Annotated in this window: 16 protein-coding genes and 1 pseudogene; 11 read left to right on the forward strand and 6 right to left on the reverse strand. The window is 63.2% G+C overall.

Features of this window, described 5'->3' with window-relative positions:
- Positions 1-353: 353 nt before the first annotated feature.
- The 3 genes and pseudogenes from ACF3ND_RS13195 to ACF3ND_RS13205 all read left to right on the forward strand — a co-directional run.
- A pseudogene (locus ACF3ND_RS13195) lies at positions 354-467 on the forward strand (ESPR domain-containing protein); the annotation flags it as partial.
- A gap of 195 nt (positions 468-662) precedes the next feature.
- Entirely contained in the window at positions 663-10,019 is a 9,357-nt protein-coding gene (locus tag ACF3ND_RS13200; RefSeq protein ID WP_394065844.1) for an autotransporter-associated beta strand repeat-containing protein, read from the forward strand.
- A 374-nt stretch (positions 10,020-10,393) separates the two neighbouring features.
- A complete protein-coding gene (locus ACF3ND_RS13205; protein WP_394061137.1) occupies positions 10,394-11,011 on the forward strand; it encodes a hypothetical protein in 618 nt (205 codons plus the stop codon).
- Between the two features lie 5 nt (positions 11,012-11,016).
- Here ACF3ND_RS13205 and ACF3ND_RS13210 read toward each other — a convergent pair whose 3' ends face one another.
- A complete protein-coding gene (locus ACF3ND_RS13210) occupies positions 11,017-11,982 on the reverse strand; it encodes an EAL domain-containing protein (protein ID WP_394061139.1) in 966 nt (321 codons plus the stop codon).
- Positions 11,983-12,265: 283 nt separating this feature from the next.
- Between ACF3ND_RS13210 and ACF3ND_RS13215 the strand changes: the two genes are divergently transcribed.
- Together ACF3ND_RS13215 and queC are read left to right on the forward strand one after the other, a co-directional pair.
- Positions 12,266-12,934, forward strand: a complete 669-nt coding sequence (locus ACF3ND_RS13215; RefSeq protein ID WP_394061141.1) for a 7-cyano-7-deazaguanine/7-aminomethyl-7-deazaguanine transporter — start codon at positions 12,266-12,268, stop codon at positions 12,932-12,934.
- A 2-nt stretch (positions 12,935-12,936) separates the two neighbouring features.
- Complete coding sequence (gene queC / locus ACF3ND_RS13220) at positions 12,937-13,671, forward strand: 7-cyano-7-deazaguanine synthase QueC (RefSeq protein WP_394061143.1); 735 nt, start codon at positions 12,937-12,939, stop codon at positions 13,669-13,671.
- A gap of 46 nt (positions 13,672-13,717) precedes the next feature.
- On the opposite strand, the gene ACF3ND_RS13225 is transcribed toward queC, so the two are convergent.
- The 3 genes from ACF3ND_RS13225 to serC all read right to left on the reverse strand — a co-directional run bounded on the left by ACF3ND_RS13225 (position 13,718) and on the right by serC (position 16,727).
- A complete protein-coding gene (locus tag ACF3ND_RS13225; RefSeq protein ID WP_394061145.1) occupies positions 13,718-14,239 on the reverse strand; it encodes a hypothetical protein in 522 nt (173 codons plus the stop codon).
- A gap of 48 nt (positions 14,240-14,287) precedes the next feature.
- Positions 14,288-15,571: a serine hydroxymethyltransferase gene (glyA, locus tag ACF3ND_RS13230; protein ID WP_394061147.1), complete on the reverse strand. Its 1,284-nt coding sequence runs from the start codon at positions 15,569-15,571 to the stop codon at positions 14,288-14,290.
- A gap of 73 nt (positions 15,572-15,644) precedes the next feature.
- On the reverse strand, positions 15,645-16,727 hold the full coding sequence (serC, locus tag ACF3ND_RS13235) for a 3-phosphoserine/phosphohydroxythreonine transaminase (protein WP_394061149.1): 1,083 nt from the start codon (positions 16,725-16,727) through the stop codon (positions 15,645-15,647).
- 132 nt (positions 16,728-16,859) lie between these two features.
- Between serC and ACF3ND_RS13240 the strand changes: the two genes are divergently transcribed.
- The gene (locus ACF3ND_RS13240; protein WP_394061151.1) at positions 16,860-18,365 is read left to right on the forward strand and encodes a PLP-dependent aminotransferase family protein; all 1,506 of its coding nucleotides are present in this window, start codon (positions 16,860-16,862) and stop codon (positions 18,363-18,365) included.
- Between the two features lie 11 nt (positions 18,366-18,376).
- On the opposite strand, the gene glyA (ACF3ND_RS13245) is transcribed toward ACF3ND_RS13240, so the two are convergent.
- Positions 18,377-19,672 carry a serine hydroxymethyltransferase gene (gene glyA, locus ACF3ND_RS13245; protein WP_394061153.1) on the reverse strand — a complete coding sequence of 432 codons (1,296 nt, stop codon included), beginning with the start codon at positions 19,670-19,672 and terminating at the stop codon, positions 18,377-18,379.
- A gap of 685 nt (positions 19,673-20,357) precedes the next feature.
- On the opposite strand from glyA (ACF3ND_RS13245), the gene ACF3ND_RS13250 reads away from it, so the two are divergent.
- The 5 genes from ACF3ND_RS13250 (at position 20,358) to ACF3ND_RS13270 (ending at position 26,059) form a co-directional block, all read left to right on the forward strand.
- A complete protein-coding gene (locus ACF3ND_RS13250) occupies positions 20,358-21,314 on the forward strand; it encodes a diiron oxygenase (RefSeq protein WP_394061155.1) in 957 nt (318 codons plus the stop codon).
- Entirely contained in the window at positions 21,311-22,363 is a 1,053-nt protein-coding gene (locus ACF3ND_RS13255) for a 2Fe-2S iron-sulfur cluster-binding protein (protein WP_394061157.1), read from the forward strand. Before ACF3ND_RS13250 ends, ACF3ND_RS13255 begins: the two co-directional genes overlap by 4 nt.
- A gap of 31 nt (positions 22,364-22,394) precedes the next feature.
- A complete protein-coding gene (locus tag ACF3ND_RS13260) occupies positions 22,395-23,117 on the forward strand; it encodes a glutamine amidotransferase (protein WP_394061159.1) in 723 nt (240 codons plus the stop codon).
- On the forward strand, positions 23,114-23,980 hold the full coding sequence (gene pdxK, locus ACF3ND_RS13265; protein WP_394061161.1) for a pyridoxine/pyridoxal/pyridoxamine kinase: 867 nt from the start codon (positions 23,114-23,116) through the stop codon (positions 23,978-23,980). The genes ACF3ND_RS13260 and pdxK overlap by 4 nt, the downstream gene beginning before the upstream one ends.
- An 87-nt stretch (positions 23,981-24,067) precedes the next feature.
- A complete protein-coding gene (locus tag ACF3ND_RS13270) occupies positions 24,068-26,059 on the forward strand; it encodes a BCCT family transporter (RefSeq protein ID WP_394061162.1) in 1,992 nt (663 codons plus the stop codon).
- Here the strand turns inward: ACF3ND_RS13270 and soxR are convergent.
- Positions 26,056-26,532, reverse strand: coding sequence for a redox-sensitive transcriptional activator SoxR (gene soxR / locus ACF3ND_RS13275; protein WP_394061164.1), 477 nt, complete (start codon positions 26,530-26,532; stop codon positions 26,056-26,058). The genes ACF3ND_RS13270 and soxR overlap by 4 nt on opposite strands.
- Between the last annotated feature and the right edge of the window lie 90 nt (positions 26,533-26,622).

The raw sequence follows: 26,622 nt of genomic DNA on the forward strand, positions 1-26,622 counted from the left end.
GCGGCTTGGCTGAACACGGCAAGTACGTCGCCTGGATCAACGCCGCTACGAAGCAGATATTGCTGAATAAGCGCTTGAACAGCACTCAAGCCACGGCTTTTTACCCTATGGTATCGGTGCGACCGGACCGCATCGAGCATGATGGCTGCCGCTATCTAGAACCTGGAATACAAACTATTTCATCATCAAAGTGGCTCATCAGGCGATACATTTACTGTTCTTTAAGTAAATAAAAATTACCAGTACTCACTTTTAACAAAATGCAGTAAATTGAAAATTATGAATATCAAAATTACAACTTGAGTCAAGTTGCCTGCGCAGCTGAGCTCGCTACCACATTTAGGAACTGCGCCGTGAATCATAGCTATAGATCCATTTGGAATGCCGCTCTGGGCGCTTGGGTGGCCGCACCCGAAACGGCGCGCACGCGTACAAAATCCGCGAAAAGTGTCGTTACGGTGTCCAGCGAAGCCGCTCTCTCGAGAGAAGGCGGCATGCCCGGAAGGGCACGAGGCGTGGCTATGGCTGCGGCCGTATTGTGGCTAGCGGGCATCAGTCCTGCGGCATGGGCAGACTGTTCCAAAGTCGATTCGGTCGTGACTTGTAGCGGTGTACCGACCGCGCCGACTTTTCGCAACAGCTACAGTAGCGACGACGATAACTTGACGGTCAACATCGAGGCTGGGGCCCAGATGAACTTTGACGATTCCGGCGGCATCGCGGTGATCTTGAACGGTACCAACATCACCCTGAACAACGCCGGCATCATTGACCCGGCAGTCATAGCCGAGAGGAGTAATTTAAGTGGTGGTGTGTTCATCGGAATGGGCGCAAGCAGCGACGTCAATGTACACAACAAGTCCGAGGGGATCATCCGCGGCACTGCCGTAACGGTTGTCGGGCCCGAACTGGAACGGATAGATGGCTTAGGCATTTTCGTACACAACGGCGTCAGTGGCACCACCACTATCCACAACGACGGCACCATCTCGTCCACGAAGTTAGCAGGCGAAAGCCCCCGCTTGGCCGATAGTCCGGTGGTTGGAGTCTTTGGCGGCTCGGCAGTCCACATGACCAACACCGGCCATATCAATGGCCGGATGGCGTTCCAAGCCTCAGCAGCAGGCAACAAGTTCACCAATGCCGGCCTCATCACCGGCAGTGTGTCAATGGGCGCGGGCAGTGCCAACACTTTCACCGCGGTGACTGGCTCCTCCGTCAGTGTCGGCGACGGCGTGGAGACCAGCAGAAGCCTCAGTGCCCAGGAAGTGGATCTAGTCTTCGCCCCCACCGGCCAGATCGACGGCGGCGCCGGCGGCATCAACAAGCTGGTCCTGCAGAACAGGAACAACGACGGCAGCGCCATCGACACCAGTACAGCATCCAGCGACACCTACATCAACTTCACCAACTTGTCCGTCGAGAGCGGTACCTGGACCTTGCAGGGGCCTCTGGTCAGCGGCGCCGCCACGCTCAATGGAGGGATCGCCCAGTTCAACAACAACGCCACGTTCGGCACAGGCGTGCTGACCTCCAACGGCGGGACCCTTGAGGCCAGTATTACGGGTTTGAACCTCAGCAATGCGATCTCGCTCGGCGCGGGCGGCCTGACCGTGCAAGGCGAACACGGCCTGACCTTGAGCGGGGCCATAGCGGGCAGCAACGGCATCACCAAGACGGGCAGCGGCAGCCTGACCCTTAGCGGCGCCAACACCGGCTACAGCGGCACCACCACCTTGAGCGGCGGCAGCTTGCTGGTGGGCAATAAGGATTCGCTGGGCAGCGGCGCCCTGAATGTCTCGGGGAACGTCTACATCACACTGGACACGAGCGGGCCAATGGCGCTGGACAACACCATCGATGTAGCCAGTACCCTTTACATTGACAACAAGTTCGACCTGACCTTGAACGGTATAGTCACCGGTGACGACTACCTGAATAAGGTCGGCGCGGCCGACCTGACCCTGAACGGCGCCAACGACGTAAAAGGCGTCTTCCTGAATGCCGGCACCCTGATCGTCGGCAACGACAGCGCCCTCGGCCGGGAAGAGCTCGTGGTGGCCGGGGCTGGCGCCTCGTTCCTGGACAGCAACCGGCCCGTGAGCATACACAATGATGTGCAGCTCATGTCCAGCCTGACCAACCTCGGCAGCCACGACCTGATCTTGAATGGAAACCTCAGCGATTTCGGCTTCGGCAACGCGTTGATCAAGAACGGGGCGTCGAACCTGACACTCAATGGCAACAATACTTATGGAGGCGGCACCACGCTGAAGGCCGGTACGCTGACCATGGGCAACAGCAGCGCACTGGGCTCGGGCGCGCTGACCGTGGAGGGCGCAGCAAACCTTGTCAACGCCTCGTCGATGATGCTGGACAACGACATCAACATCAACGTCAATGCCAACCTGAGCCTGGCCGGCAACAATTCCCTGATCATCAATGGTGTGATTACCGGGGCCGGCACGCTGACTAAAAACGGTTGGAATCATCTGTTGCTAAACAGCCAGAGCACGTTCAGCGGCATGTACGATATACAGTCCGGCAGCGTGAGCACTGGTATAGGCGCGACGCTGGGCAACAATCCCTCTGTCAACGTCGCCCGCGATGCGGAGCTTTTGCTTGATGGAAGCTCGGACAGCCTTGCCAGCCTGACAGGCAGCGGCACTGTGCGGATCAACTACTCCGGCCCTCTGAGCGTTGGCGGCACGAATGCCAGCAGCACGTTCAGCGGCGAGCTCAAAGGCATCGGCCAGTTGAGCAAACTGGGCAGCGGCACCCTGGTGCTCAACGGCGCCAGTACTTACACCGGCGGCACGCAATTGGACGGCGGCACGCTGATCGTCGGCAGCGATACTGCATTGGGCACGGGTGCGTTGAACGCGGCGGCCAATACCACGCTGGACGCCAACACGACAGTGGCGTTGACCAATGCAGTCAACCTCGGCGGCAACCTGAACATCGGAGGCAATGCCGACCTGACGCTCGACGGCATCGTCAACGGCATCGGCGGGCTGGTCAAGAACGGAGCATCGAACCTGACCCTGAACGGCGCCAACAACTACGCCGGCGCCACGATGCTGAATGCCGGCACGCTGATCGTCGGCAGCGATACTGCATTGGGCGCGGGTGCGTTGAACGCGGCGGCCAATACCACGCTGGATGCCAACACGACAGTGGCGTTGACCAATGCAGTCAACCTCGGCGGCAACCTGAACATCGGAGGCAATGCCGACCTGACGCTCGGCGGCATAGTCAACGGCATCGGCGGGCTGGTCAAGAACGGAGCATCGAACCTGACCCTGAACGGCGCCAACAACTACGCCGGCGCCACGATGCTGAATGCCGGCACGCTGATCGTCGGCAGCAACACCGCCTTGGGCACGGGGACGTTGAACGCGGCGAACGGCACTACCCTGAACGCCAATACGGCAGTCAGCCTGAACAACACGGTGAATCTGGTCGGCGCCTTGAACATGGGCGGCAGCGCCGACCTGACCCTGACCGGACGGGTCGATGGCGCCGGCAGCCTGGTAAAAGACGGTGCAGCCACGCTGATTCTCAACGGCGCCAATGGCTTCCTCGGCGGCACTACCCTGAATGCCGGCGCGCTGACAGTAGGCAACAGTGCAGCATTGGGCCTGGGCAAGCTGACTGTCGCCGGCGCAGCGACCCTGGACAGCAATTCGTCGCTGGTCGCCCTCGACAATGCGATCACCCTCGACGCCGGACTGACCATCGCGGGCAGCGCCGACCTGACCTTGAACGGTGCAATCAACGGCGTCGGCAGCCTGACCAAGAACGGGCCGTCGGATCTGGCCCTGGGCGGCAGCAACACGTTCTCCGGTGCACTGAACATCGTTTCCGGCAGCGTCACCACCCTCAGCGAGGGCGCTCTGGGCCACACTTCCGGCGCGAACATCAGCGCCGGCGCCAGTCTGAACGTGGGCAGCAACGCCAGCCTCGGCGCGCTGGCCGGCAGCGGCCGCGTGCAGCTCATCGGCAACAACACACTGACCGTGGGCAACGGCAACGCCAGCAGCACCTTCAGTGGACCGCTCGACGGCAATGGCAATTTGACCAAAGTCGGCACCGGCACCTTGAATCTTACGGGGAGCAGCAGCGCCATCGGCACCACTACGATCAACGGCGGCGCCTTGAACCTCAGCGGTTCGCTGGGCAGTGGACCGGTCAACGTCAACAGCGGCGCGACCTTCACCGGCAACGGCTCGACCTTCGGTACATTGAACATCAACAGCGACGGGCGCTTGGCATTGTCATCGGACGCCATCTTGTCCGTTGGCGCGTTGAACCTGGACGCCGGCAGCCATGTCGATGTCACTCTTGCTGCACCTTCGAACACTGCGTTGCTCAATGTGGGCGGCAACGTCACCCTGGACGGCAAACTCAATGTCACTGATGCCGGCGGCTTCGGCGTCGGCGTGTACCGCTTGTTCAACTACACCGGCAGCCTGACCGATCAGGGCCTGAATGTCGCCAGCGTGCCGGTCGGCTATTCCCTCCGCGATCTGGTGCTGCAGACCGGTGTCGCCAACCAGATCAACCTGCAAGTGGCAGCGCCGTACGTCAACATCCGCTACTGGAACGGCAGCCAGACCACTGCCACCGGCACCGTCAATGGCGGCACGGGCGCCTGGAACGCCGTCAATACCAACTGGACTGACGCCAACGGTCTAAGTACTCAGACTTGGGCCGGCGACTTCGCAGTGTTCCAGGGCGCGAGCGGCACCGTGACGGTGAGCGACACGCAACTGTTCACCGGGATGCAATTCATCACCGACGGCTACCACCTGGTCAGCGGCACGGCGGGACAATTGACCGCCGTCAATGGCAACACCGGCGCCACGGCGCTGCGGGTCGATCCGGACGTGACCGGCACCATCGGCGTCAATATCGATGGCAGCGGCATCCTCAACAAACTGGACAGCGGCACCCTGGTGCTCAACGGCGCCAATACGTATACCGGCGGCACGCAACTGGACGGCGGCAAGATCGTCGTCGGCAGCAATACCGCCTTGGGCAGCGGCAGACTGACCGCCGAGGCCGGCACGCAACTGGACAGCAACACGGAGGTGTCTCTCGGCAACGCCGCGACACTCAACGGCAACCTCACCGTGGCGGGCAGCCATGCGCTGACCTTGAATGGGGCAATCGGCGGCGCGGGCGGCTTGACCAAGAACGGCACGGCGAACCTGACGCTCAATGGCGCCAACAGCTACATCGGCGCCACGATGCTGAATGCCGGCACATTGTCCGTGGGCTCAGACACCGCGCTGAGCACTGGCGCCTTGAACGCGGCGGCCAACACCACGCTGGACGCCAATACCGCTGTCACCCTGGGCAATGCCGTCAACCTCGGCGGCAATCTGAACATCGGCGGCAGCGCCGACCTGACCTTGAACGGCGCGGTCAACGGTGCCGGCAGCCTGATTAAGAACGGCGCGGCCGAGCTGACCCTGAATGGTGACAACACCCACCTCGGCGGCACCATCCTGAATGCGGGCACCCTGACCGTAGGCAGCAGCCACGCCATCGGCCTGGGCGAACTCACGGTGGGCGGCGCCTCGTCCCTGGACAGCAACCGGGCATTGAGCCTGGGCAACAACATGACGCTCCACGCCAGCCTGACCAAGCTCGGCAATAAGGACCTGACCCTGGACGGCCAGCTCAGCGGCGCCGGCGGCTTGATCAAGAACGGGGCTTCGGACCTGGCGCTCAATGGCAACAATGCTTATCAAGGCGGCACCACGCTGAACGCCGGTACGCTGATCCTCGGCCACAGCAGCGCGCTGGGCTCGGGCGCACTGACCGTGACGGGCCTGTCAAGCCTCGACAACGCCTTGCCGATGACGCTGAGCAATACCGTCAACGTCAACGCCAACCTGAGCCTGGCCGGCAACAATGCACTGGTCCTCAGCGGTCCGCTTGCCGGGGCCGGCACGCTGACCAAAAACGGCCTGGATGAAGTGACGCTGAGCGGCCATAACACATTCAGCGGCACGTACGACATACGGTCCGGCAAGCTGTCCACCTACGGCAACACGACGCTGGGCAACAACGCCTCTGCCCATATCGCCGACGGTGCGGAACTTGAGCTGAGAGGTTCAGGCAGCCTTGCCAGCCTGACTGGCAGCGGTATCGCGTCGATCAACGTCGACAAGACTTTGAGCATTGGCGGCACGGACGCCAGCAGCGCGTTCGCCGGCGAGCTCAAAGGCAGCGGTCAACTGAATAAACTGGGCAGCGGCACGCTGACCCTTGCCGGCAGCAGCAGCCTGACCGGCGTCGCCACGGTCAGCAGCGGCACCTTGCAGGTCAACGGTTCGCTGGCCAGCGCCTCTGTGCAGGTCAACAGCGGCGCCACCCTGAGCGGCGAGGGCTCGCTCGGGGGCGCTGTGACCGTGGCCGATGGCGGCACACTTCTGGGCGTCACCGGCAGCACCTTGACGGCGGACTCGCTGGTGTTCAATGACAATGCCCGCTTCGATGTCGCGCTGGGCGCACCGAAGACCGGCGGCGGCCAGGCACTGGTCAAGGTCAATGGCAACCTGACCCTCGACGGCACGCTCAACGTCAGCGACATCGGCGGCTTCGGCAGCGGCATCTATCGACTGATCAACTACGCCGGCGCCCTGACCGACAAAGGAATGCTGATCGGCAGCCTGCCGGCCGGCATCGTCCCGGGCGACCTGCAACTGCAAACCGCGCTGGCCAACCAGATCAATCTGCTGGTCACCGCATCGGGCGTCACCGTGCAGTTCTGGGACGGCAACAAGCTGGAAGCCGATGGTTCGGTAGATGGCGGCAGCGGCACCTGGGGCGCCGGCATCACCAACTGGGCCAACGTCAACGGTACGGTCCATCAGGCCTGGAGCAACAACTTTGCCGTGTTCCAAGGTAGTGCCGGCGCCATTACGGTCGAGGGCGAGCAGACCCTCAACGGCATGCAATTCGTCACCGATGGCTACAGCCTGCAGGGCGGCACGGCAGGCTCACTAAACTTGGTCAACGGCGCGCTTGGCAATGCCACGGTCCGGGTGGACCCGGGCGTCACGGCGACGATAGGCGCGGCACTCCAGGGCAGCGGCGCCCTCGGCAAATACGATGCCGGTACGCTGGTGCTCAACGGCGCCAACGGCTACACCGGCGGCACCGTGCTCAATGGCGGCAAGATCGTGGTCGGCCATGACTCGGCGCTGGGCGCCGGCGCGTTGACGGCCGCCCACGGCACAGCGCTGGCGAACCAGGTCGCCGTCAGCCTGGCCAACGACGTGGTGCTCAATGGCGCACTCAATGTGGCCGCCTCCAACGCCCTGACCCTGGGCGGCGAAGTCCGAGGCACCGGGCGCCTGATCAAGACCGGCGCCTCCAGCCTGACGCTGACTGGCGCCAATACCTACAGCGGCGGAACGGCGCTGACCGAGGGCGTTTTGGTCCTTGGCAACCACTCGGCCCTTGGCACGGGCGCCTTGACGGTGGACGGTCCCTCCTCCCTGGATTCGAGGCAGGCAGTGACGCTGGCGAACGCGGTTGCGCTCAATGCGGCTCTGACCGTGACCGGCACGCATGATCTGACGCTGGACGGCGATATCGCGGGTGCGGGCGGCTTGATCAAGAATGGATCGAGCGCACTGATGCTCAATGGCGCGAACACGTACACCGGGGACACCCATATCAATGCTGGAACGCTGGCCCTGGGCGCCGATGGCCGTTTTTCAAGCACGGGACTGATGGGTCTGGCTACAGGCGCCATGTTTGATCTGTCGGCCACAACGGATCTGCACGCCGTCGGCTCGCTGACCGGCGACGGGACCGTGAAGCTAGGGGCCGCCTCACTGGTGGCGGGCGCCTCTGGCGACGCCGTCTTCAGCGGGTCGCTCAATGGAACGGGTCGCTTTATCAAGGTGGGCAGCGGCACCCAGACACTCACTGGCGTCAATACCTATACCGGCGGCACGCGGGTGGAGGCCGGCACGCTGCAAGCCGGATCGGCCACAGCACTGGTGCAGAACACGGCTTACCAAGTGCTGTCGGGCGCCACGTTGGATTTGAACAGCCACGCCTTGCACGCCAGCACTCTGAGCGGTGCAGGCCGTGTCCGCCTGGGCTCGGCCGACTTGACCGTCGATAACGCGACCGGCACGGTATCCAGTTTCGATGGCCAGATTCAAGGCACAGGAGGTCTGATCAAACGAGGCGGCGGCACTCTCGCGCTCAATGGCGCAAACACCTTGACCGGAGATGTGCAGCTCAAGCATGGCCGCATAGACCTCGGCCATGCCCAAGGCCTGGGCTCCGGCATGCTGGCCATGGACGATGGCACCGCCCTGGGCCTGACCGCCAATGGCATGACCGTGGCCAACAAGCTACACATGACCGGCAGCAACGATCCCGTCATCGACACCGGCGCCAACCACGGCACCTGGGCCGGCGCCATTACAGGAGCGGGCACTCTTACCAAGCAAGGGGCGGGTACGTTGACGCTGGCCAGCACGAGCAACACCTATACCGGCTCCACCCATGTGGCCCAGGGTACGCTGCAGGCCGGTGCGGACAATGCCTTCAGCGCTCAGTCCGCGCATACGGTCGCCAGCGGCGCCGTACTGGACCTGGCCGGCTACAGCCAGACTCTGGCCAGCCTGAATAACAGCGGCGCTGTAAACCTTAGCGGCAGCACGCCGGGCGCCGCGCTCAAGATCACCGGCCCCTATGTGGGCAATGGAGGCAAATTGGGCATTTCCACCGTGCTGGGCGCGGATGGCAGCGTCACCGACAGGCTGATGATGAGCGGCGCCGCTGCGGTCGCCAGCGGCAGCACCACCGTGCACGTCACCAATGCCGGGGGGCTGGGCGCTCAGACCACCGGCGACGGCATTGAAGTCATCGCCACCGAAAATGGCGCCAGCCTGCAGCCGGGCAGCTTCAGCCTGGCCGGCGGCCACGTGGATGCAGGCGCGTACGAGTACCGTCTCAAGCAGACGGCACAAGGAGCCGCGTTGCATTCGACCACTACGGAGGCCGCTCCAACGACGGCCTACCGTGCGGAAGCCCCTCTACTGTCCGCCCTGCCGGCCCAGTTGCGTCAGGCCGACATGGCCATGCTGGGCGATCTGCGCAAACGCATGGGCGATGAAGGCACGCAAGCCACAGCCAGCACCGATGCGGGCGCCAGCCGCCGTATCTGGGGCCGGCTGCTGCGCACCGAACCGAGGATTCGACAGTCAGGCACGGTGAGTCCCGAAAGCAGCGGTCATATGAAAGGCTTTCAGGCCGGCCTGGACCTGTATGCCGATCAACGCCTCAAAGCGGGCCTGTATGTAGGCCAACTGGAAGGCGATATGGATGTCGCCGGCTTTGCCAGCGGCGTGCAGGGCAAACACGTCGGTCTGAACAAGCTGCGCAACCGCTATCTGGGCGTGTACGGCACCTGGCAAGATGAGTCCGGTCTTTACGCCGATGCCGTGCTGCAACGGGCCGACTATCGCAGCGACCTGCGCACCGTCGACCATGCCACGGCAAGGACCAGGGGCAACGGCTGGCTGGCCTCCCTGGAAGCCGGGAAACCCCTGACCCTCAATAGCCGATGGCAGATCGAACCCCAGGCCCAGATCATCTACCACAAGGCAAGCCTCGGCGATACGGCGCTCAGCATGGCTACGGTCAAGAACAAGGCCGATGACGACTGGACGATCCGTCTGGGTGCTCGCATCAAGGGCGACTTCACTACCCGCGCCGGCCTGCTCCAGCCCTATGGCCGCATCAATGTCTACAAGGGCAGCAGCACCAACGACGTTGCCAGCTTTGCGGCGCCTGCAGCCATCACCGATATCCAGGCCAAGGGCGGCTACACCGCCACAGAAATGGGAGTTGGCGCCAGCCTGCAACTGAATAAGCGCACCAGCATCTATGGAGAACTGGGCAAGCTCTGGGCCAACGGCGGTGACAACCGGGTCAAGAGCGGGGTCCAGGCATCCATGGGCGTGAGGGTGCTTTGGTGAGGGGCGCCGCGTAGCTGACAGGCTGAAAGACGACGCAAGCAACGCAAAGGCCCGCGGCAGCAACAACTGCGGGCCTTTGCGTTCATGCCTTATACGCGACGCAGAACTCTGCGGCAGCCTGCCTCTTGACTCTGGTAAAGAGCGCCGAAAAATAGTCCTCGAGATACAATGGCAACCTCGGAAAACCGGCCGGCCCAATTTCGTCCGTGGCGAATTTCCGGCAGCCTGTGCAAGAACAGCACGCTTTGCCACTCGCAAGATCCAGATTCAATGATTGTGCGCTTCTCTTTTCACGTCGCAAAAAGTGCTCGAACCAAATACGAATTTATTGACACAAATGGCAGTCCCGGCGTGGCCCTGAAGGAGCGCGGTTGATGGATACTGTATTGATCCTGTTGATGGTCGCCCTGGCGTGGCAGGTGCTGCGCGTGCGTTACCAGCGCGGGCGCATCGCCTTGCTGGGACGACACCTGGCCGGCAGGCAGCTCGAGCGCCACATGGAGACGCTGACGCAGGGCTACACGCGCGCCATCCACGAAGAGGCCGAGACGCGCCAGCTACAGGTGCTGGAAACCTACGCCCAGACCGAACGCGCCGTGGCGGCGCAGGTGCAGGCGCTGGCCGACTCCATGCAGGAGGAAAGCCTGCAAGCCGCCAGCATGAGCATGCTCTCGTTCTGCGTGCCCTACGCCGAGCGTTTTCTGCCCGCGACAATGCGGGATTTCCGCGAGCTGCTGCACATTCATGCCGCCGGCCTGCGCCACGTGGTGGACAACGAAGACGGCTGGGATCCGAAAAGCCGCGCCTATCACCTCTCGGCGGAGCTGTATCTGCTGCAGCACAGTTGCCACTGGTTCTGCAAATCGCGCACGGTGGCCGATGCGCGGCTGCTGGTGCGGCACCAGGTCAATCACCAGAAAGTGCTGGAATCCGTCTCGGAGACGACCCGTTCCGCATATAGGCAATGGCTGCAGGGCGCCGGCAGGCGGTAAGCGCGTCACCCGGCCAGGCCGGGCCTGCCCGCTCCTGTGGCAGCAAGCCAGACATTCATGTCAGCGGCGGAAAGAGGCTTGGCAAACAAATAACCCTGCGCATAGTCGCAGCCCGCCTGTCGAAGAAACGCCAGGTCCTCCGGCGTTTCCACGCCTTCGGCGGTGACGGCCAGCCCCCGGCGCTTGCCGGCGCGGATCGAAGCCAATACCGTGGCCGCCTGCCGGTCTACGCGCGCCGCGCCATGGACAAAGCTGCGGTCCAGCTTCAGCTCCGAAAACGGCAATGAGCTCAGGCGGCGCATCGAACTGTAGCCGATGCCGAAATCATCCTGGGCCAGGCCGAACCCCATGGAGACCAGACGAGATGCGCCACGCAACAAGACACGAGCAGTCAGCGTATTGGAAGACTCCAGGATCTCGAAGGTAATGCAGCGCGTGCGCCCCTGCAGCTCCCGAACACGATTCAAAAGCCGATCGGGCAGGAAAACGTCATTCAACAGATGCGTAGGCAGATTCACCGAAACCGGCACTTGAATCCCTCGCTGGCGCCATTCTTCCTGTATGTTCAATGCTTCCTTGAGCATGTGCATCAGCAGCGCCTCGTCCAGCCCATGATGGCTGAACCAGGGCAGGAACGCGGCGGGCGCCAGCAAGCCCAGCTCGGGATGCAGCCAGCGGGCCAAGGCCTCCGCGCCTGCCAGCCGCTGCGAATCAACCGAAACTTTGGGCTGGTACCAGGCCTGGATCTGACCGAGGCTCAATGCCTTGCTCAGGGTCATGCGGCTCATTGGCAAGCCTTTGCTCCGCGGCTCCGCCGCATCGCCGCCGGGCCGTACGCGACCAGGGAGCTGACGCCCTGACGGCAACGCGCCAATAGCGTGCTCCGTTCGGTTGGGCAAGCGCGAAGGCAGGCCAGCCCGACGCCGCGATGCGCGCACCCCTGACAGATGAACATCGGCTGAAAAAGACATACTCGAACCCTCGCGGGAAACACGCGGACAAGGCGGCCATGCCAAGCGCTTTCTACGCCGCCTTCTGAACTGGAATCATAAATTCCCGGCCGCCCACAGGCCCGGGGATGCCCTGAAAGCACGGTGCGAATAAGGAACATTCATGGGCCATGAACTCCCCGCCTGGAACAAAGGCTAGACTTCCGGCACTCATATTCCCAGAAACTGCAGCCGCACCGTACAATACATAGTTACCGTCCGCTTTCATGGGTTCCCTCACCCCATCTGCCAAAAAGGTTCATTCATGACGATGCCTTCCGTCCCGCCGTCGCGGGTGCCGTTCTATCTTGCCCTGCTGGTCGCATTTCACATCTTCATCGTGATCGCCAGCAATTATCTGGTGCAACTGCCCATCAGTCTGTTCGGCTTCCACAGCACCTGGGGCGCTTTCAGCTTTCCATTCGTCTTTTTAGCCACCGACCTGACGGTGCGGCTGATCGGCAAGGCCGAGGCGCGAAGCGTGATCACGCGCGCCATGATCCCGGCCCTGATCGTGTCCTACCTGGTGTCGGTGCTGTTCCATGACGGCCATTTCAATGGTTTCCAGGCCCTGGGCGAGTTCAACAGCTTCGTGTTCCGGATCGCCCTGGCCAGTTTCGCCGCCTATGTGCTGGGCCAGTTGATGGACGTACAGGTGTTCGACCGCATGCGCCGCGACTACATCCAGTGGTGGGTGGCGCCGGCGGCCGCCTCCGTGCTCGGCCAGGCGCTGGACACGATCGCCTTCTTCAGCATCGCCTTCTGGCGCAGCAGCAATCCTTTCATGGCCGAGCACTGGGGGGAGATCGCGCTGGTGGACTACGCCATCAAGCTGACCGTCAGCCTGCTGCTGTTCGTGCCCATGTACGGCGTCGCCCTGAACGCCATCATCGGCGTCATGAGACGCCGCGCCCCCATCACCGTCAAGGCCTGAGCATGACGGCCCGCTCTCAACGGCGCGCCCTGGTGCTGTTCTCCGGCGGCCAGGATTCCGCCACCTGCCTGGCCTGGGCCCTGCAGCGTTACAGCCAGGTCGAGACCATCGGCTTCGACTACGGCCAGCGCAACCGGGCGGAGCTGGACTGCCGCCGCGTCATACGCCAGAACCTGAGCGAACAGTACCCGCATTGGGCCGCGCGCCTGGGCGAGGACCGCCTGCTGGATGCCGGCGTGCTCAGCCAACTGGGCGCCACCGCCATGACCGACGAGCTGGACTTCGCCATGCAGGCCGACGGCTTGCCCAACACCTTCGTGCCCGGCCTGAACCTGCTGTTCTTCACCCTGGCCGCCGCACAGGCCTATCGGCGCGGGCTCGACGTGCTGGTGGGCGGCATGTCGCAGACCGACTACTCCGGCTACCCGGACTGCCGCGAAAACACGCTCACGGCCCTGCAGACCGCCCTGAGCCTGGGCATAGATCGGCCCTTGCTGCTGGAAACGCCCCTGATGTGGCTGGACAAGGCGGACACCTGGGAGCTGGCCCGGCAACTGGGGGGCGACGCGCTGGTGGAACTGATCCGCAAGGACACCCATACCTGCTACCTGAACCAGCGCACCGACCTGCATCCCTGGGGCTACGGCTGCGGCCAATGCCCGGCCTGCCGGCTGCGCGCCAACGGGCATCGGGAATGGCTGGTGCGTCATCAAGGGGCTGGTGCAACGCCCATTTAGCAGGCAAAGAAGCTCAACCGTCCAGCCGGGGAGCTTCGCCCCTAGCCTACCAGCCTGCGTAGGATTTCATTTTTTCTTGGTAGTTTTCCATTCGATTTTTTGCAGCGCGGATGCCATTGATGTATTTATTTTCATCGCCCGCCGCCCTGCCCCACCTAAGCAGATCGTCGATACGCTGCTCTTCTTGCGCAATCAAACTAGTCAGTGCGGCGACCTGCGCGGTATTGGCTTGCTTGACCAGGCTTTGCTCGATCAGTTTGATGGCTTGAGCCTGCTGCTCAAGCGTGGCCAAGGTAGCCTGTTCGAACTGCCATGTCTGTTTTTGCTGCATCAGCATGGAATAGATGGCCAAGGCCAAGGCTAAACCCGAGAACAGCGCCGACACGCCGCCAAAGCTGTCGCCGAAACTGGCGGCTTCATCGGACCAGTCGCCGAACCACCACAGAATCGAAACCGCCCACAGCACCCATGCCACCACAAAAAGAACTACCAACGTCCGCAACTTCATGACATCCTCGATCTGAACACGAACAAAGCGCCCGGGCCTGCCAGCCCGGGTCATCAGCATCACACCCCAAACTGACGCGTAGACAGAGTCATTCCGGTCAAGGCACCCTCAGACCGTCTCGCGCTGGTCCTGATAGACCGGATGGCGCCGGCACAGCTCGACGACGTTCTCGCGCACCTGGGCGCTGACGGCATCCAGTTTGCCGTTTTCCAGCGCGTCCAGCACATCGCACAGCCAGTGGGCCAGCTGTTCGCATTCCGCCACGCCGAAGCCGCGCGTGGTGACGGCCGGCGTGCCGATGCGCACGCCCGAAGTGACCATGGGCGAACGGGGATCGTTGGGCACGGAGTTCTTGTTGGCCGTGATGTAGGCGTCGGCCAGGGCCGCGCTGGCCTCCTGGCCGGTATAGGGCCTGGACGACAGGTTGATCAGCATCATGTGGTTGTCGGTGCCGCCGGACACGAGGGTATGGCCGCGCTGCTGCAAGACGGCCGCCATGGCGCGAGCGTTGCGCACCACCTCCTGCTGGTACTTGCGGAACTCCGGCTGCAGGGCTTCCTTGAAAGCAATGGCCTTGGCGGCGATCAGGTGCATCAGGGGACCGCCCTGCACGCCGGGGAAGACGGCGGTATTCAGGCGCTTGTAGAAATCGTCGCTCTGCCCCTTGGACAGGATGATGCCGCCGCGCGGTCCGCGCAGCGTCTTGTGCGTGGTGCTGGTGACCACATGGGCGTGGGGCAGCGGATTGGGGTATTCGCCCGCGGCGACCAGGCCGGCCACGTGGGCCATGTCCACCCAGAACCAGGCGCCGACCTTGTCGGCGATGGCGCGCATGCGGGCCCAGTCCTTGTAGCGCGAATAGGCCGAGAAACCGCCGATGAGCAGCTTGGGCCGCGTTTCCAGGGCGATGCGCTCCATTTCGTCGTAATCGATCAGGCCGGTTTCGGGATCCAGCCCGTAAGGCACGATGTTGTAGAGCCGCCCGGAGAAATTGACCGGATTGCCATGCGTCAGGTGGCCGCCCTGGGCCAGGTTCATGCCCATGACCGTATCGCCGGGCTTGATCAGCGCCAGGAAGACGGCCGTGTTGGCCTGGGCGCCCGCATGCGGCTGCACATTGGCGTAGTCGCAGTCGAACAGGGCCTTGACGCGCTCGATGGCCAGGCGTTCGGCCACGTCGACGAATTCGCAGCCGGCGTAGTAGCGCTTGTCGGGGTAGCCTTCGGCGTACTTGTTGGTGAAGACCGAATTCTGCACGGCCATGACCAGAGGGCTGGCGTAGTTTTCGGAGGCGATCAATTCGACGTGGTCTTCCTGGCGGCGTTCCTCGCCCTGCACGGCCTGCGCCAATTCGCTGTCGAATTCAGCCAAAGTAAGAGAGTTGTCGTACATGAAGAGTCCTTGTGTAACGTAAAGATGAAAGGCGGCGGAACTTGCCGCCGCCAGAAGAAACAGGGATCGCGATCTAGCCGCGGGTGCGCTGGAACTCGCGCATGAAGTCCGCCAGGACCTCGACCGCCGCAAGCGAGACGGCGTTGTAGATGCTGGCCCGCAGCCCGCCCGTGGAGCTGTGGCCCTTAAGGCCGTTCAGGCCGTTCCTTTCCGCCTGCTCCACGAAGTCATGCTCCAGATCTTTATTGGCAATGGTGAAAGGCACATTATTAATGGATCGATAGTCAGGCAGGACACGATTTATATAAAAACCATTACTTTCATCAATGATTTCATATAGCAAACCGGCTTTTTTCTTATTTATTTCGTGCACGACATCAATTCCGCCGGAACGATTCAGCCAGTCCACCGTCAAGCCCAGCACGTACCAGGAAAAGGTGGCCGGCGTATTAAGCAACGAGCTCTTTTGAGCCTGCACGGCATAGTCCAGAAGATCCGGCGTTCCTTCGAGCGGCGTGTCCAGAAGATCGGGATCCACCACGACGACCGTCACGCCGGCCGCGCCCATGTTCTTTTGGGCGGAAGCATAGACCAGGCCATGCGCCTGGATATCCAGCGGTTTGGACAGCAGGCTGGAACAGGCATCGCACACCAGGGGAATCGCGGATCGAGGCGGACTTGCAAATTGCACGCCCTGGGCCGTTTCGTTTTCGGTGTAATGCAAGTAAGCCGCATCCGGATTAATATTGAATTCCTCGATATCGGGGACGCGATCGAAACCATTTTCTTCAGAACTGGCAACGATACGGATTTCTCCATATTGGCGGGCGGCTTTTATCGCCTGCCCCGACCATAAACCCGTGTGGATATAATCCGCCGCTTTCTTACTGTGCAACAGATTCATGGGAACCTGGAAAAACTGCATGTACGAACCGCCCTGAAGCAACAGGATGCGATAGGAGGGCGGAACCGCCAGCGCGCGGCGCAGCGCGTCTTCGGTACGCTGGGCGAAGTCCATGAACGGTCGCGAACGGTGGCTGATCTCCAGCACGGACATGCCCGTGCCGGCGAAATCGAAGAATTCATCCCGAACCTGAAGCAATACATCCATGGGCAGGGCGCTGGGCCCTGCGCTGAAATTGAGAGACCGGAACATAAGTGGTGAGATCCTGTACAAGCAAAAAAGCCGGAAATGGGACGCCACGCCAGGATTCCGGTATTGAAGAAACAGTCTACGAGTACAATGGTCTGACGCGTCAGACCATTAACGACACATGGAGCAGACCGCATGACGCGCTCTTTTGAACTGGACACCCTGAAGATGCGTCTGACCGACGTAGACCTTCAATCCCTGGACCTTCACCAGCGCATCCAGCGCGCCCTGCGCGCCCTGATCCTGGACGGCGCGCTGGACCCCGGCGTGAAGCTGCCTGCGACGCGCTCGCTGGCCAAGTCCCTGGGAATGGCGCGCGACACGGTGGAAAATGCCTACGTGCAGCTGCATCGCGACGGCTTCATCGTGCGCCGGGAAGGCTCGGGCAGCTATGTGTCCGAGTCCGTGGGCACGGAGCTGCGCGGCAGCGCCTACCGGCGCATCAAGGCGCAGGACCTCAAGCGCAGCGTGCTCGAACCCGGCGCGGGCCTGAGCCGGCGCGGCCGCGCCATCTTCGAGAGCGGCGGCATCGCCGACCAGCAGACCATCAAGGCGTTCGCGACCGGCCTGCCCGAGACGCGCAACTTTCCCACCGATGTCTGGGAACGCCTGCAGCGCCAGGCCATGAAGGACTATCGTGGCAATGTCCTGCTGCACGGCGACCCGCAAGGCACCGAGCCCCTGCGCAAGGCCATCGCCGTCTACCTGAACCTGGAGCGCGGCGCCAAGGTATCGGCCGACCAGATCCTGATCCTGAGCAGCACCCGGCAGGCCCTGTTCCTGTGCGCCCAGCTGCTGGTGGACGCCGGCAAGCCCATCCTGATGGAGAACCCCGGCTACTTCGGCGCGCGCAAGGCCTTCGAGGCCGCCGAAGCGCGGATCGTGCCCATCGCCGTGGACGAACAGGGCCTGCGCACCGACCTGCTGCACGAGGACCGCAGCGGCGCCAACTGCATCTACGTGACGCCTTCCCACCAGTACCCGACGGGCGCCACCCTGGCGCTGGAACGTCGCCTGGAACTGATCCGCTGGGCGGCCGAGAACGGCAAGTGGATCCTGGAGGACGATTACGACAGCGAATTCCACTACGACGGCCTGCCCACGGCCTGCGTGCAGGGCCTGGACAAATATCAGCGCACCATCTACCTGGGCACGTTCAGCAAGACCTTGTACCCCGGCCTGCGCATGGGCTACATGGCCTTGCCGCCGGAACTGATCAAGCCCTTCACCCAGGCGCGCAGCATCATGGACGGCCACACGCCGCAGATTCTGCAACTGACGCTGGCCCGCTTCATGGAAGACGGCCACTACAACTCCCACATCCGGGCCATGCGCAAGCTTTATGCGGGACGCCGCGAAATCATGCTCGAAGCCATAGGCCAGCATCTGCAGGGCATCGCCCGGGCGACGCGACCCGAAGGCGGCCTGCAGATCCCCTGTTTCCTGGAGCCGGGCTGGTCCGAAGAACACACATTGCGGCGCGGGCTGAGCGCCGGCGTGCTGCTGCCCGGCCTGAGCCGGCTGTACCTGGGCGAAGAAAAACAGCAGGGCTGGATGCTGGGCTACGCGTCCCTGACCGCCTACGAAATCGAGTCGGCCATGCTGCGTCTGGCCAACGCGCTGCGGCAGGGCAAAGGATGAGGGCATGGGCGTCAGTACGGCAGCGGATAGCGCCGGTTCAAGGCGGCCACGCCTTCGCGGATGGCGTTTTCCGTACGCAGGCTGCGTGCTCCGTTGCGCACCCCGCCCAGCAGCGCCAGTATCATGTCGCCGATTTCCTTGATGTCGTCCTCGCCCAGCCCGCGCGAGGTACAGGCGGCGCTGCCCACGCGTATGCCGGAATAGGAGCCCTGGTCGTCGTCATACGGCACGGTGTGCTTGCTAAGGCTGATGCCCACCTGCATGAGGACCCGCTCCACCAGAGGGCCGTCCAGGCCCCAGGGGCGCAGGTCCACCACGCCGAAGTGGCAGTCCGTTCCGCCTGACACCACCGTCAGCCCGCCTTCGGACAGGCGGCGGCACAGGCTGCGGGCATTGGCCATGACGGCCTGCGCGTACGTGGCGAAAGAAGGGCGCAAGGCCTCGCCCAGCGCAACGGCCTTGGCCGCCACCATATTGATCAGCGGCCCGCCCTGCAGGCCTGGATAGACGGCGGCATCGAACTTGCCGGCCAGCCGCGCGTCATTGCACAGAATCATGCCCCCGCGCGGACCGCGCAGGGTTCCGTGCGTGGACAGCGTCGTGACATGCGCCTGGGACACGGGCGACTCGAAGACGCCCGCCGCCACCAGCCCGGCGCAATGCGCCATGTCCGCCATGAAATAGGCCCCCACCTCGTCGGCGATGGCCCTGAACCCGACGAAGTCCGGAGTGCGCGAATACGCGGAGCCGCCGGCGATGATCAGGCGCGGCCGCTCGGCATGGGCCTGGCGGCGCACTTCGTCCATGTCCACCCACTGCGTGCGACGATCCACCCCATAGGAGCGCGTCTGGAACCAGCGGCCCGACACATTGACGGCCGAACCATGACTGACGTGTCCCCCGGCCCGTTGGTCCAGCGCCAGAATGATGTCGCCCGGCGACAACAGGGCCAGGCACACCGCCAGGTTGGCCTGGCTCCCCGAATGCGCCTGCACATTGGCGTGACGGCAATCGAAGAGCTGGCGAGCCCGTTCGATGGCCAGCTCTTCGGCCTGGTCCACCTGTTCGCAACCGCCATAGATGCGCCTGCCTGGATAACCCTGAGCCTGCTTGTTGCTGAGCAGGGATCCCTGCGCGTCCAGCACGGCGCGGCTGACGTAGTTTTCGGAAGCGATCAGCTCGACGGTGTGCTGCTGGCGGCGCCGTTCGGCCTCGAGCATGTCCCAGAGGCTGCGATCGGTCTGCTGCAGAGGCTGCGAACCCACCAGAGGCAGTTGGTGGACATCGCCACTGGCAAGACTCTTCATGCAAGTTCCTGTGTCGATGGAGGCTGCCCCCTGCCCGCGCCTGAAAACCGGATGCGTCAGCATAGAGGCATGCCCAATCAGCGTACAAGCCTGGAATGGGCGCAAAAACAAATATCTTAGACCGTTTCCGCCAATTAAAAACGGTCCATTTTCAATCAAATAACCAGACCACTTTTTTAATCATATATTTAGCCAAAAAACAATCAAATCAAGCAGCAATTTATAGGGAACACGCTTGTTTCACGCTCAATTGGCGCATCACAAATGCCATTTTTTGCAGCGCACAAATTATTAATCTAAAGTGGTCTGTTAATATCGCGAAAAATGGTCTGTCATTTACTGTCACTCGATCATTAGAATTCAGCCTGCGAATGAAGCAAACCATTCTCCTTATACCTTCAAGGCCCATAAATTATGCCTTGCTTATATAAGTTGTGAAATGGTTTTGAACTTTATAGTCAAGCAAGGAAAGAACTCGGCCACCACCGGAACGGCAGCGCGCCACCGTATTGTTTTCAAAAATTCAAGCAAGTTCTGATACGGATTTTTTGGCTCATTTTTGAAAATGCGCAAAAAATCCAACCCATGAAGCCTGCGGATACCAGATATGGAATACAGACAGGCTGGTTTACGAAACGGTCTCATCGTCCTGACGAGATCGCACTCAACAGCAAGGAAATTTGAAATGACGATCAAAAGCCACGAAACCGATGACGCCGTACGCAACATGCTGCACAAGCTGTCCGTGCTCTGGAAGAACCGCGCAGCCGTGAACCAGGAACTGCCCGATTACTGGAACCTGGCCTTCGACCCGGACAAGGCCGACTTCAGCGAATGCCTGCTGCCCTTCCGCAACCACCAGGCCTGGCTGGAGGCGCCGCAGGAGCTCAAGTCCCAATGCCTGTCCTACGCCTGGGGCATCTACAACCTGAAGACCATCTACATCGAGTGCAATGTCGTCACGCCCACGTGCGAAGACATCATCAAGACGCCTCCGCCCAGCGCCAATCGCGGCCTGCTGCAGGACGTGATGTCCCAGGCGCTGCTGGACGAGGCCCTGCACACCCGCATGTCCATCATGGCGTGCAACTACATCTATGAAATGCGCGGCCTGCAGCCGCTGGACTTCACCGAGTTCAACCTGGTGCAGTGGCGCAACAATCTGCTGAGCCAGTGCGGCTCCGAATCGGAACGGCGCCTGACGCGCTTCGCCATCGCTTGCGCATCCGAGACGCTGATCACCGACTACCTGAAGACCATGGCCGAGGACAAGGCCATCCAGTCCATCTGCCACGAAGTCACCCGCACGCACGCCATGGACGAATGGAGCCACTCCAGCGTCTTCAGCTTCGTCGCCTCGGACATCGTCCAGGGCCTGAGCCAGCGGGAGCGCGAGCACCTGCGCGCCGTCATCCTGCGCACGGTGGAAATGTTCGCCAACAACGAACTGGGCGCCTGGGCAAAGGTCTTCTCCATGCTCCAATTCCCCAATGCGCGCGACATCCTGCACGATGTGGGCGACAGCAACGAGATCAGCGTCTACACCGACTCGGTGCAGAGCCTGATCGAGCGCATCGGCCTGAACAGCAAGTCCGGCACGATCCGCCAGACCGAAGCCGAACAGCAGGAGGCGCTGCAATGACGCCGCACATCCAGGCGCGTTGCGAGACGGTCCGGCCCGAGGCAGGCAACGTCAAGGTGTTCACCCTGCGCGTGCAGGGCGGGCACTTCGACTTCCTGCGCTCGCTGCAGGCCGGCAAGCATGTGGCCCTGAGCTACCCGGACACGGGCGGCGTCATCCAGCAACGCCTGTATTCCATCACCCGCAAGCCCGACGCAGACCTGTTCGAGATCGCCGTCAAGGGCTCGGGGCGCAACAGCGTGTCCGACCACATGCACGCCACGCTGCGCGAGGGCATGACCGTGCCACTGCAATACGTGGCCGGCGACATCTCCGTGGACTCCATCCTGGGCTACCAGCGCATCGCCATGATTGCCGGAGGCATAGGCATCACCCTGCCCATCGCCCTGCTGCGCGAACTGGCGCAGCGGGCGCGCAACGGCCTGCCCGTGCCCGACGTGCAGCTGCTGCTGAGCATCCCGCGCGTCTCGGACATTCCTTTCCTGCACGAACTGCTGGAACTGGACCTGACCACGGCCTGGTTCTCGCTGAATGTCTTCGTCACCCGCGAGAACATCCGCAGCAGCGCCCAGTTCAAAGTGGGCCGCCCTTCCTCCGAGGCCCTGCAGCACCTGCAGGATCCGCAGGCCGTGGTGATCTGCGGCAGCCACGGCTTCGCCCAGGCGCTGCGCGAGTACACCGCCAAGACCCATCCGGTCTCGCGCATGCTCATCGAAGCCTTCTCGCCGCCGGCCGCCGCGCCGCTGGACATCGCGCCCGAACCGGGTTGCGCCCCCTTGCGGATCAGTGTGCCGGGCTCGGATCGGACGCTCTCGCCCGACCCCGGCCCCAGCCTGCTGGAAATGCTGGAAGCGGGGCAGGTGCCCATCCGCAGCCAATGCCGGGCCGGCATCTGCGGCGCCTGCCGCGTGAAGATATCGGACGGCGACTGCCGCTTCGAACCGGACTTCTGCCTCAGCGATCAGGACAAGGCCCAGGGCCACGCCCTGGCCTGCTGCACCTTTCCCTTGTCCGGCGCCCTGACCGTGGACATCGGCTCGACAAGCTGACATCATCACCATCGGATACAAAGAGACCGTCATGAAAAAAGTCATTGCACTGCGTCATATCCATTTCGAAGACCTGGGCACGCTCGAACCCGTCCTGGCCGAGCAGGGCTACCAGGTCCAGTACGTGGACCCTTCCGTGGAGTCCTTGCGCCACCTGAGCGAACGGGACGCCGACCTGCTCATCGTGCTGGGCGGCCCCATCGGCGCCTATGACGAAAAAATCTACCCCTTCCTGAGCGGCGAACTGGAGCTGATCCAGAAATGGCTGCTGGCGGGCAAGCCGCTGCTGGGCATCTGCCTGGGCGCGCAACTGATCGCCCGCGCCCTGGGCGCCAACGTCTACCCCCTGGGCGTCAAGGAAATCGGCTTCGCGCCGCTGACCCTGACGCAAGCCGGCGCGCAATCCGCGCTGGCCGCCGTGGACGGCATTCCCGTGCTGCACTGGCACGGCGACCAGTTCGACATCCCGGACGGCGCCGTGCGCCTGGCCGGCACGCCGGTGGGCGCCAACCAGGCCTTCTCCTTCGGCGCCCAGGTACTGGGCCTGCAGTTCCACCTGGAAGCCGACACCAGCAAGCTGGAGCGCTGGCTGGTGGGCCACGCCAACGAACTGGGCCAGGCCGACATCGATCCCCACGCCCTGCGCGCCGATGCGGCCCAGGTCGGCAAGCGCCTGCATGCCGCTGCGCGCCTGGTGCTGGAGAACTGGCTCAGCCAGTTGAAACAGCCCGCCCCCGCCGCCTGCCCGGCATGAACCCGGGCTCATCGTTCGTGGACAGGGAGCTGCATCCATACCACGTGGATGTGGTTTCCATCCAATCGCAAGTCATCTACGGCCGGGTCGGCAACAATGTCGCCGTCCCCACGCTGCGCCAGCACGGCCTGGCCGTGGCCGCGGTTCCCACCGTGCTGCTCAGCAACAATCCGCAATACCCGACGGTCCATGGCGGAGCCGTCCCGGCCGACTGGCTGGCCGGCTTCCTGGAAGACCTGGGGCGGCGCGGCGCCCTGGACAAGGTGCGCGCCGTGCTGATCGGCTATCTGGGCAATGCGCAGCAGGCCCCTGTCATCGCCCGCTGGCTGCGCGAGCTGCTGCACCGCCTGCCCGACACCCTGGTCATCGTGGATCCGGTCATCGGCGACCTGGACGTGGGCCTCTACGTGGACCCCGATCTGGTCCAGGCCTACCACCGGACGCTGCTGCCGCTGGCCACGGGGCTGACGCCCAACGGCTATGAACTGTCCCTGCTGACAGGCCTGCCTTCCGATACCGAAGAGGCCGCCTCCAGCGCCGCGCGTTCACTGCTCCAGGAGCGCACGCAGTGGCTCATCGCCACCAGCGCGGCGCCTCTATCCTGGCAAGCCGGCCAGATCAATCTGCTGCTGACGCGCCGCGAAACGCCGGCCCACACCCTGCTGAGCCATCCTCGCGTCGACTCCGCCGCCAAGGGCACCGGCGACCTGTTCGCCGCCACGCTGCTGGCCCGCCTGCTGCTGGGCGCCGACCTGCACACGGCCGTGCACACCGCCAGCGCCAGCGTCCTGCACCAGCTCGAACTGACACGCCAGGCCGGCAGCCAGGAACTGATACTGCCTATGGACCCAATTCGCCCCTGACTGCTGACATTTCTTGAACCATCGGGCCTTTAACTCGGCATTCGTTCTCGTTAAGCTTGGGCCACCAAGCAAAAACCGGAGCATGCAATGAGCCTGCCTTTCAAAAGCACACTACATCCGAGGGTTTTCTGGGGATCCACACTGATCGTCCTGGTCTTTCTGCTGATCGGGATCATCTTTCCCGAAGATGCCGCGCGCATCTTCGAACAGCTTCAGGACTGGGTGATCCTGAGCTTCGGCTGGTTCTACATCCTGGCCGTGGCGCTGTTCTTCTTCGCCGTCGTCTACCTGGCGCTGAGCCGCTACGGCAACCTCAAGCTCGGCCCGGACGACTCGGAACCCGACTATCCCTACCTGACCTGGATGGCGATGCTGTTCGCCGCCGGCATGGGCATAGGACTGATGTTCTTCGCCGTGGCCGAGCCGCTGCAGCACTTCTCCGCCCCGCCCGCGGGCCCGGCCGGCACGGTGGAAGCGGCGCGCCAGGCGCAGGTCATCACCTTTTTCCACTGGGGCGTGCACGCCTGGGCGGTCTACGCCGTGGTCGGCCTGTCCCTGGCCTACTTCTGCTTTCGCTACAACCTGCCGCTGACCATACGTTCAGGCCTGTATCCGCTGTTCGGCAAGCGCATCGAAGGGTGGATAGGCGACAGCGTGGACATCTTCGCGGTCTGCGGCACCCTGTTCGGCATCGCCACCTCCATGGGCCTGGGCGTGCTGCAGATCAACGCCGGCCTGGAGCACCTGTTCGGCTGGCCGCAGGAGACCTGGCTGCAGATCATCCTGATCATCGTGGTCACCTCGCTGGCCACCCTGTCGGTCGTCAGCGGCCTGGACGTGGGCATACGGCGCCTGTCCGAACTGAACCTGCTGGTGGCCATCGCCCTGATGCTCTTCGTGCTCAGCGTCGGCCCAACGGCCTTCCTGATGAACGCCTTCGTGCAGAACATAGGCGGCTACCTGGACAATTTCTTCGCGCGCTCCTTCAGCACCCAGGCTTTTCGCGAACAGGACTGGATGAAAGCCTGGACCCTGTTCTACTGGGCGTGGTGGATCGCCTGGTCGCCCTTCGTGGGCATGTTCATCGCCCGCATCTCGCGCGGGCGCACCGTGCGCGAATTCGTGCTGGGCGTGCTGCTGGTGCCCACCGTCTTCACCTTCTTCTGGATGACGGTCTTCGGCAATACCGCGATCTTCCTGGACATGACGGCGGCCGCCGGACAACTGGCCCGGGACGCCGCCGCCAACGCCTCGGTGGCCTTGTTCGAGTTCCTGGAATACCTGCCCTGGTCGGGCGTGACGTCCACGCTGGCCGTGCTGCTGGTGGCCATCTTCTTCGTGACCTCGGCCGACTCGGGCTCGCTGGTCATCGACACGCTGGCGGCCGGCGGCGTGGAGGACGCCCCGGTGTGGCAGCGCATCTACTGGTGCGCCCTGGAAGGCACGGCCGCCGCCCTGCTCCTGCTGGCCGGCGGCCTGACCGCGCTGCAGACCGTCACGCTGGTCAGCGCCCTGCCCTTCGCCATCATCATGTTCCTCTTGATCCTGGGGCTGTACAAGGGAATGAAAGCCGATATGTCGCGCCTGCGCCGGCACGGCCCGGCCGCGGGCCCGGCGCCGGGCTCGGAAGTTTCCTGGCGGCGCAGGCTCTCGACCATTCTGCACAGTCCCACGCGCCAGGACGCGCGGCGTTTCCTGGACGAGGTCGCCGCCCCCGCCCTGCGGGCGGTTGCCGACGAGCTCGGCAAGCGCGGGCTGAATGTATCCCTGCACGATGAGCAGGAGGACCAGGCTCAGCTGACGATCGAGGCCGAGGGCCAGCGCAACTTCGTCTACGGCGTGCAGATGCAGGCCCGCCGCGTGGCGAGCTTTACCGCGGCCGCCGCCAAGAATGAGCAGACCCGGCCCCACGAATGGCAGGTGCGCACCGTGTTTGCGGACGGCAGCCGCGGCTACGACCTGATGGGGCTGAGCTCCAGCCAGGTCATCAACGACATCCTCAACCAGTTCGAACGCTACCAGGCCCTGGTCACGTCCGAAGCCACGGCGCTCTACGCCCGCTCGCCGGACCCTCTCTAGGCCGGCGTCTCGGTCCCCGGTTCCCTTTCCAGGATCCGGGGGCCGGAGCCTTGTTCGCCCAGCACGTCCATGGGATTGCGCAGCGGGCATTCATCCATGGACAGGCAGCCGCAGCCTATGCACCGGGTCAGCTCGTCGCGCAGGCGCGTCAGGCGTTCGATGCGCTCGTCCAGGCTGGCCTGCCAGCGTTGCGACATGGCCCGCCATTGGGCGGCCGTGGGCTTGCTGCCGGGCGGCAGGCCGCGCAGCGCTTCGCGGATCTCCTCCAGGGGAATGCCGGTGCGCTGGGCCACCTTGATGATGGCGATGTAGCGCAGCACCACCGACTCGAAACGGCGCTGGTTGCCGCTGTTGCGCGTACTGGCGATCAGGCCTTTCGATTCATAGAAATGCACGGTGGAGACCGGCACGCCGCTGCGCCGGGCCACCTCTCCCACCGTCAGCGCGCGGCTGAAATCGATGTCTTTGCTCATGGTCCAATCCATTGACCTCAAGTTAGCTTGAGGTTTTATAGTCCGGGCACCTGAATAAGGCAAGCCATTCCGGCTGCCATGGTTTTGAAC

The organism is Alcaligenes sp. WGS1538 (assembly GCF_043187505.1).
In the GTDB taxonomy this organism is placed as follows: Bacteria; Pseudomonadota; Gammaproteobacteria; order Burkholderiales; family Burkholderiaceae_B; genus Alcaligenes.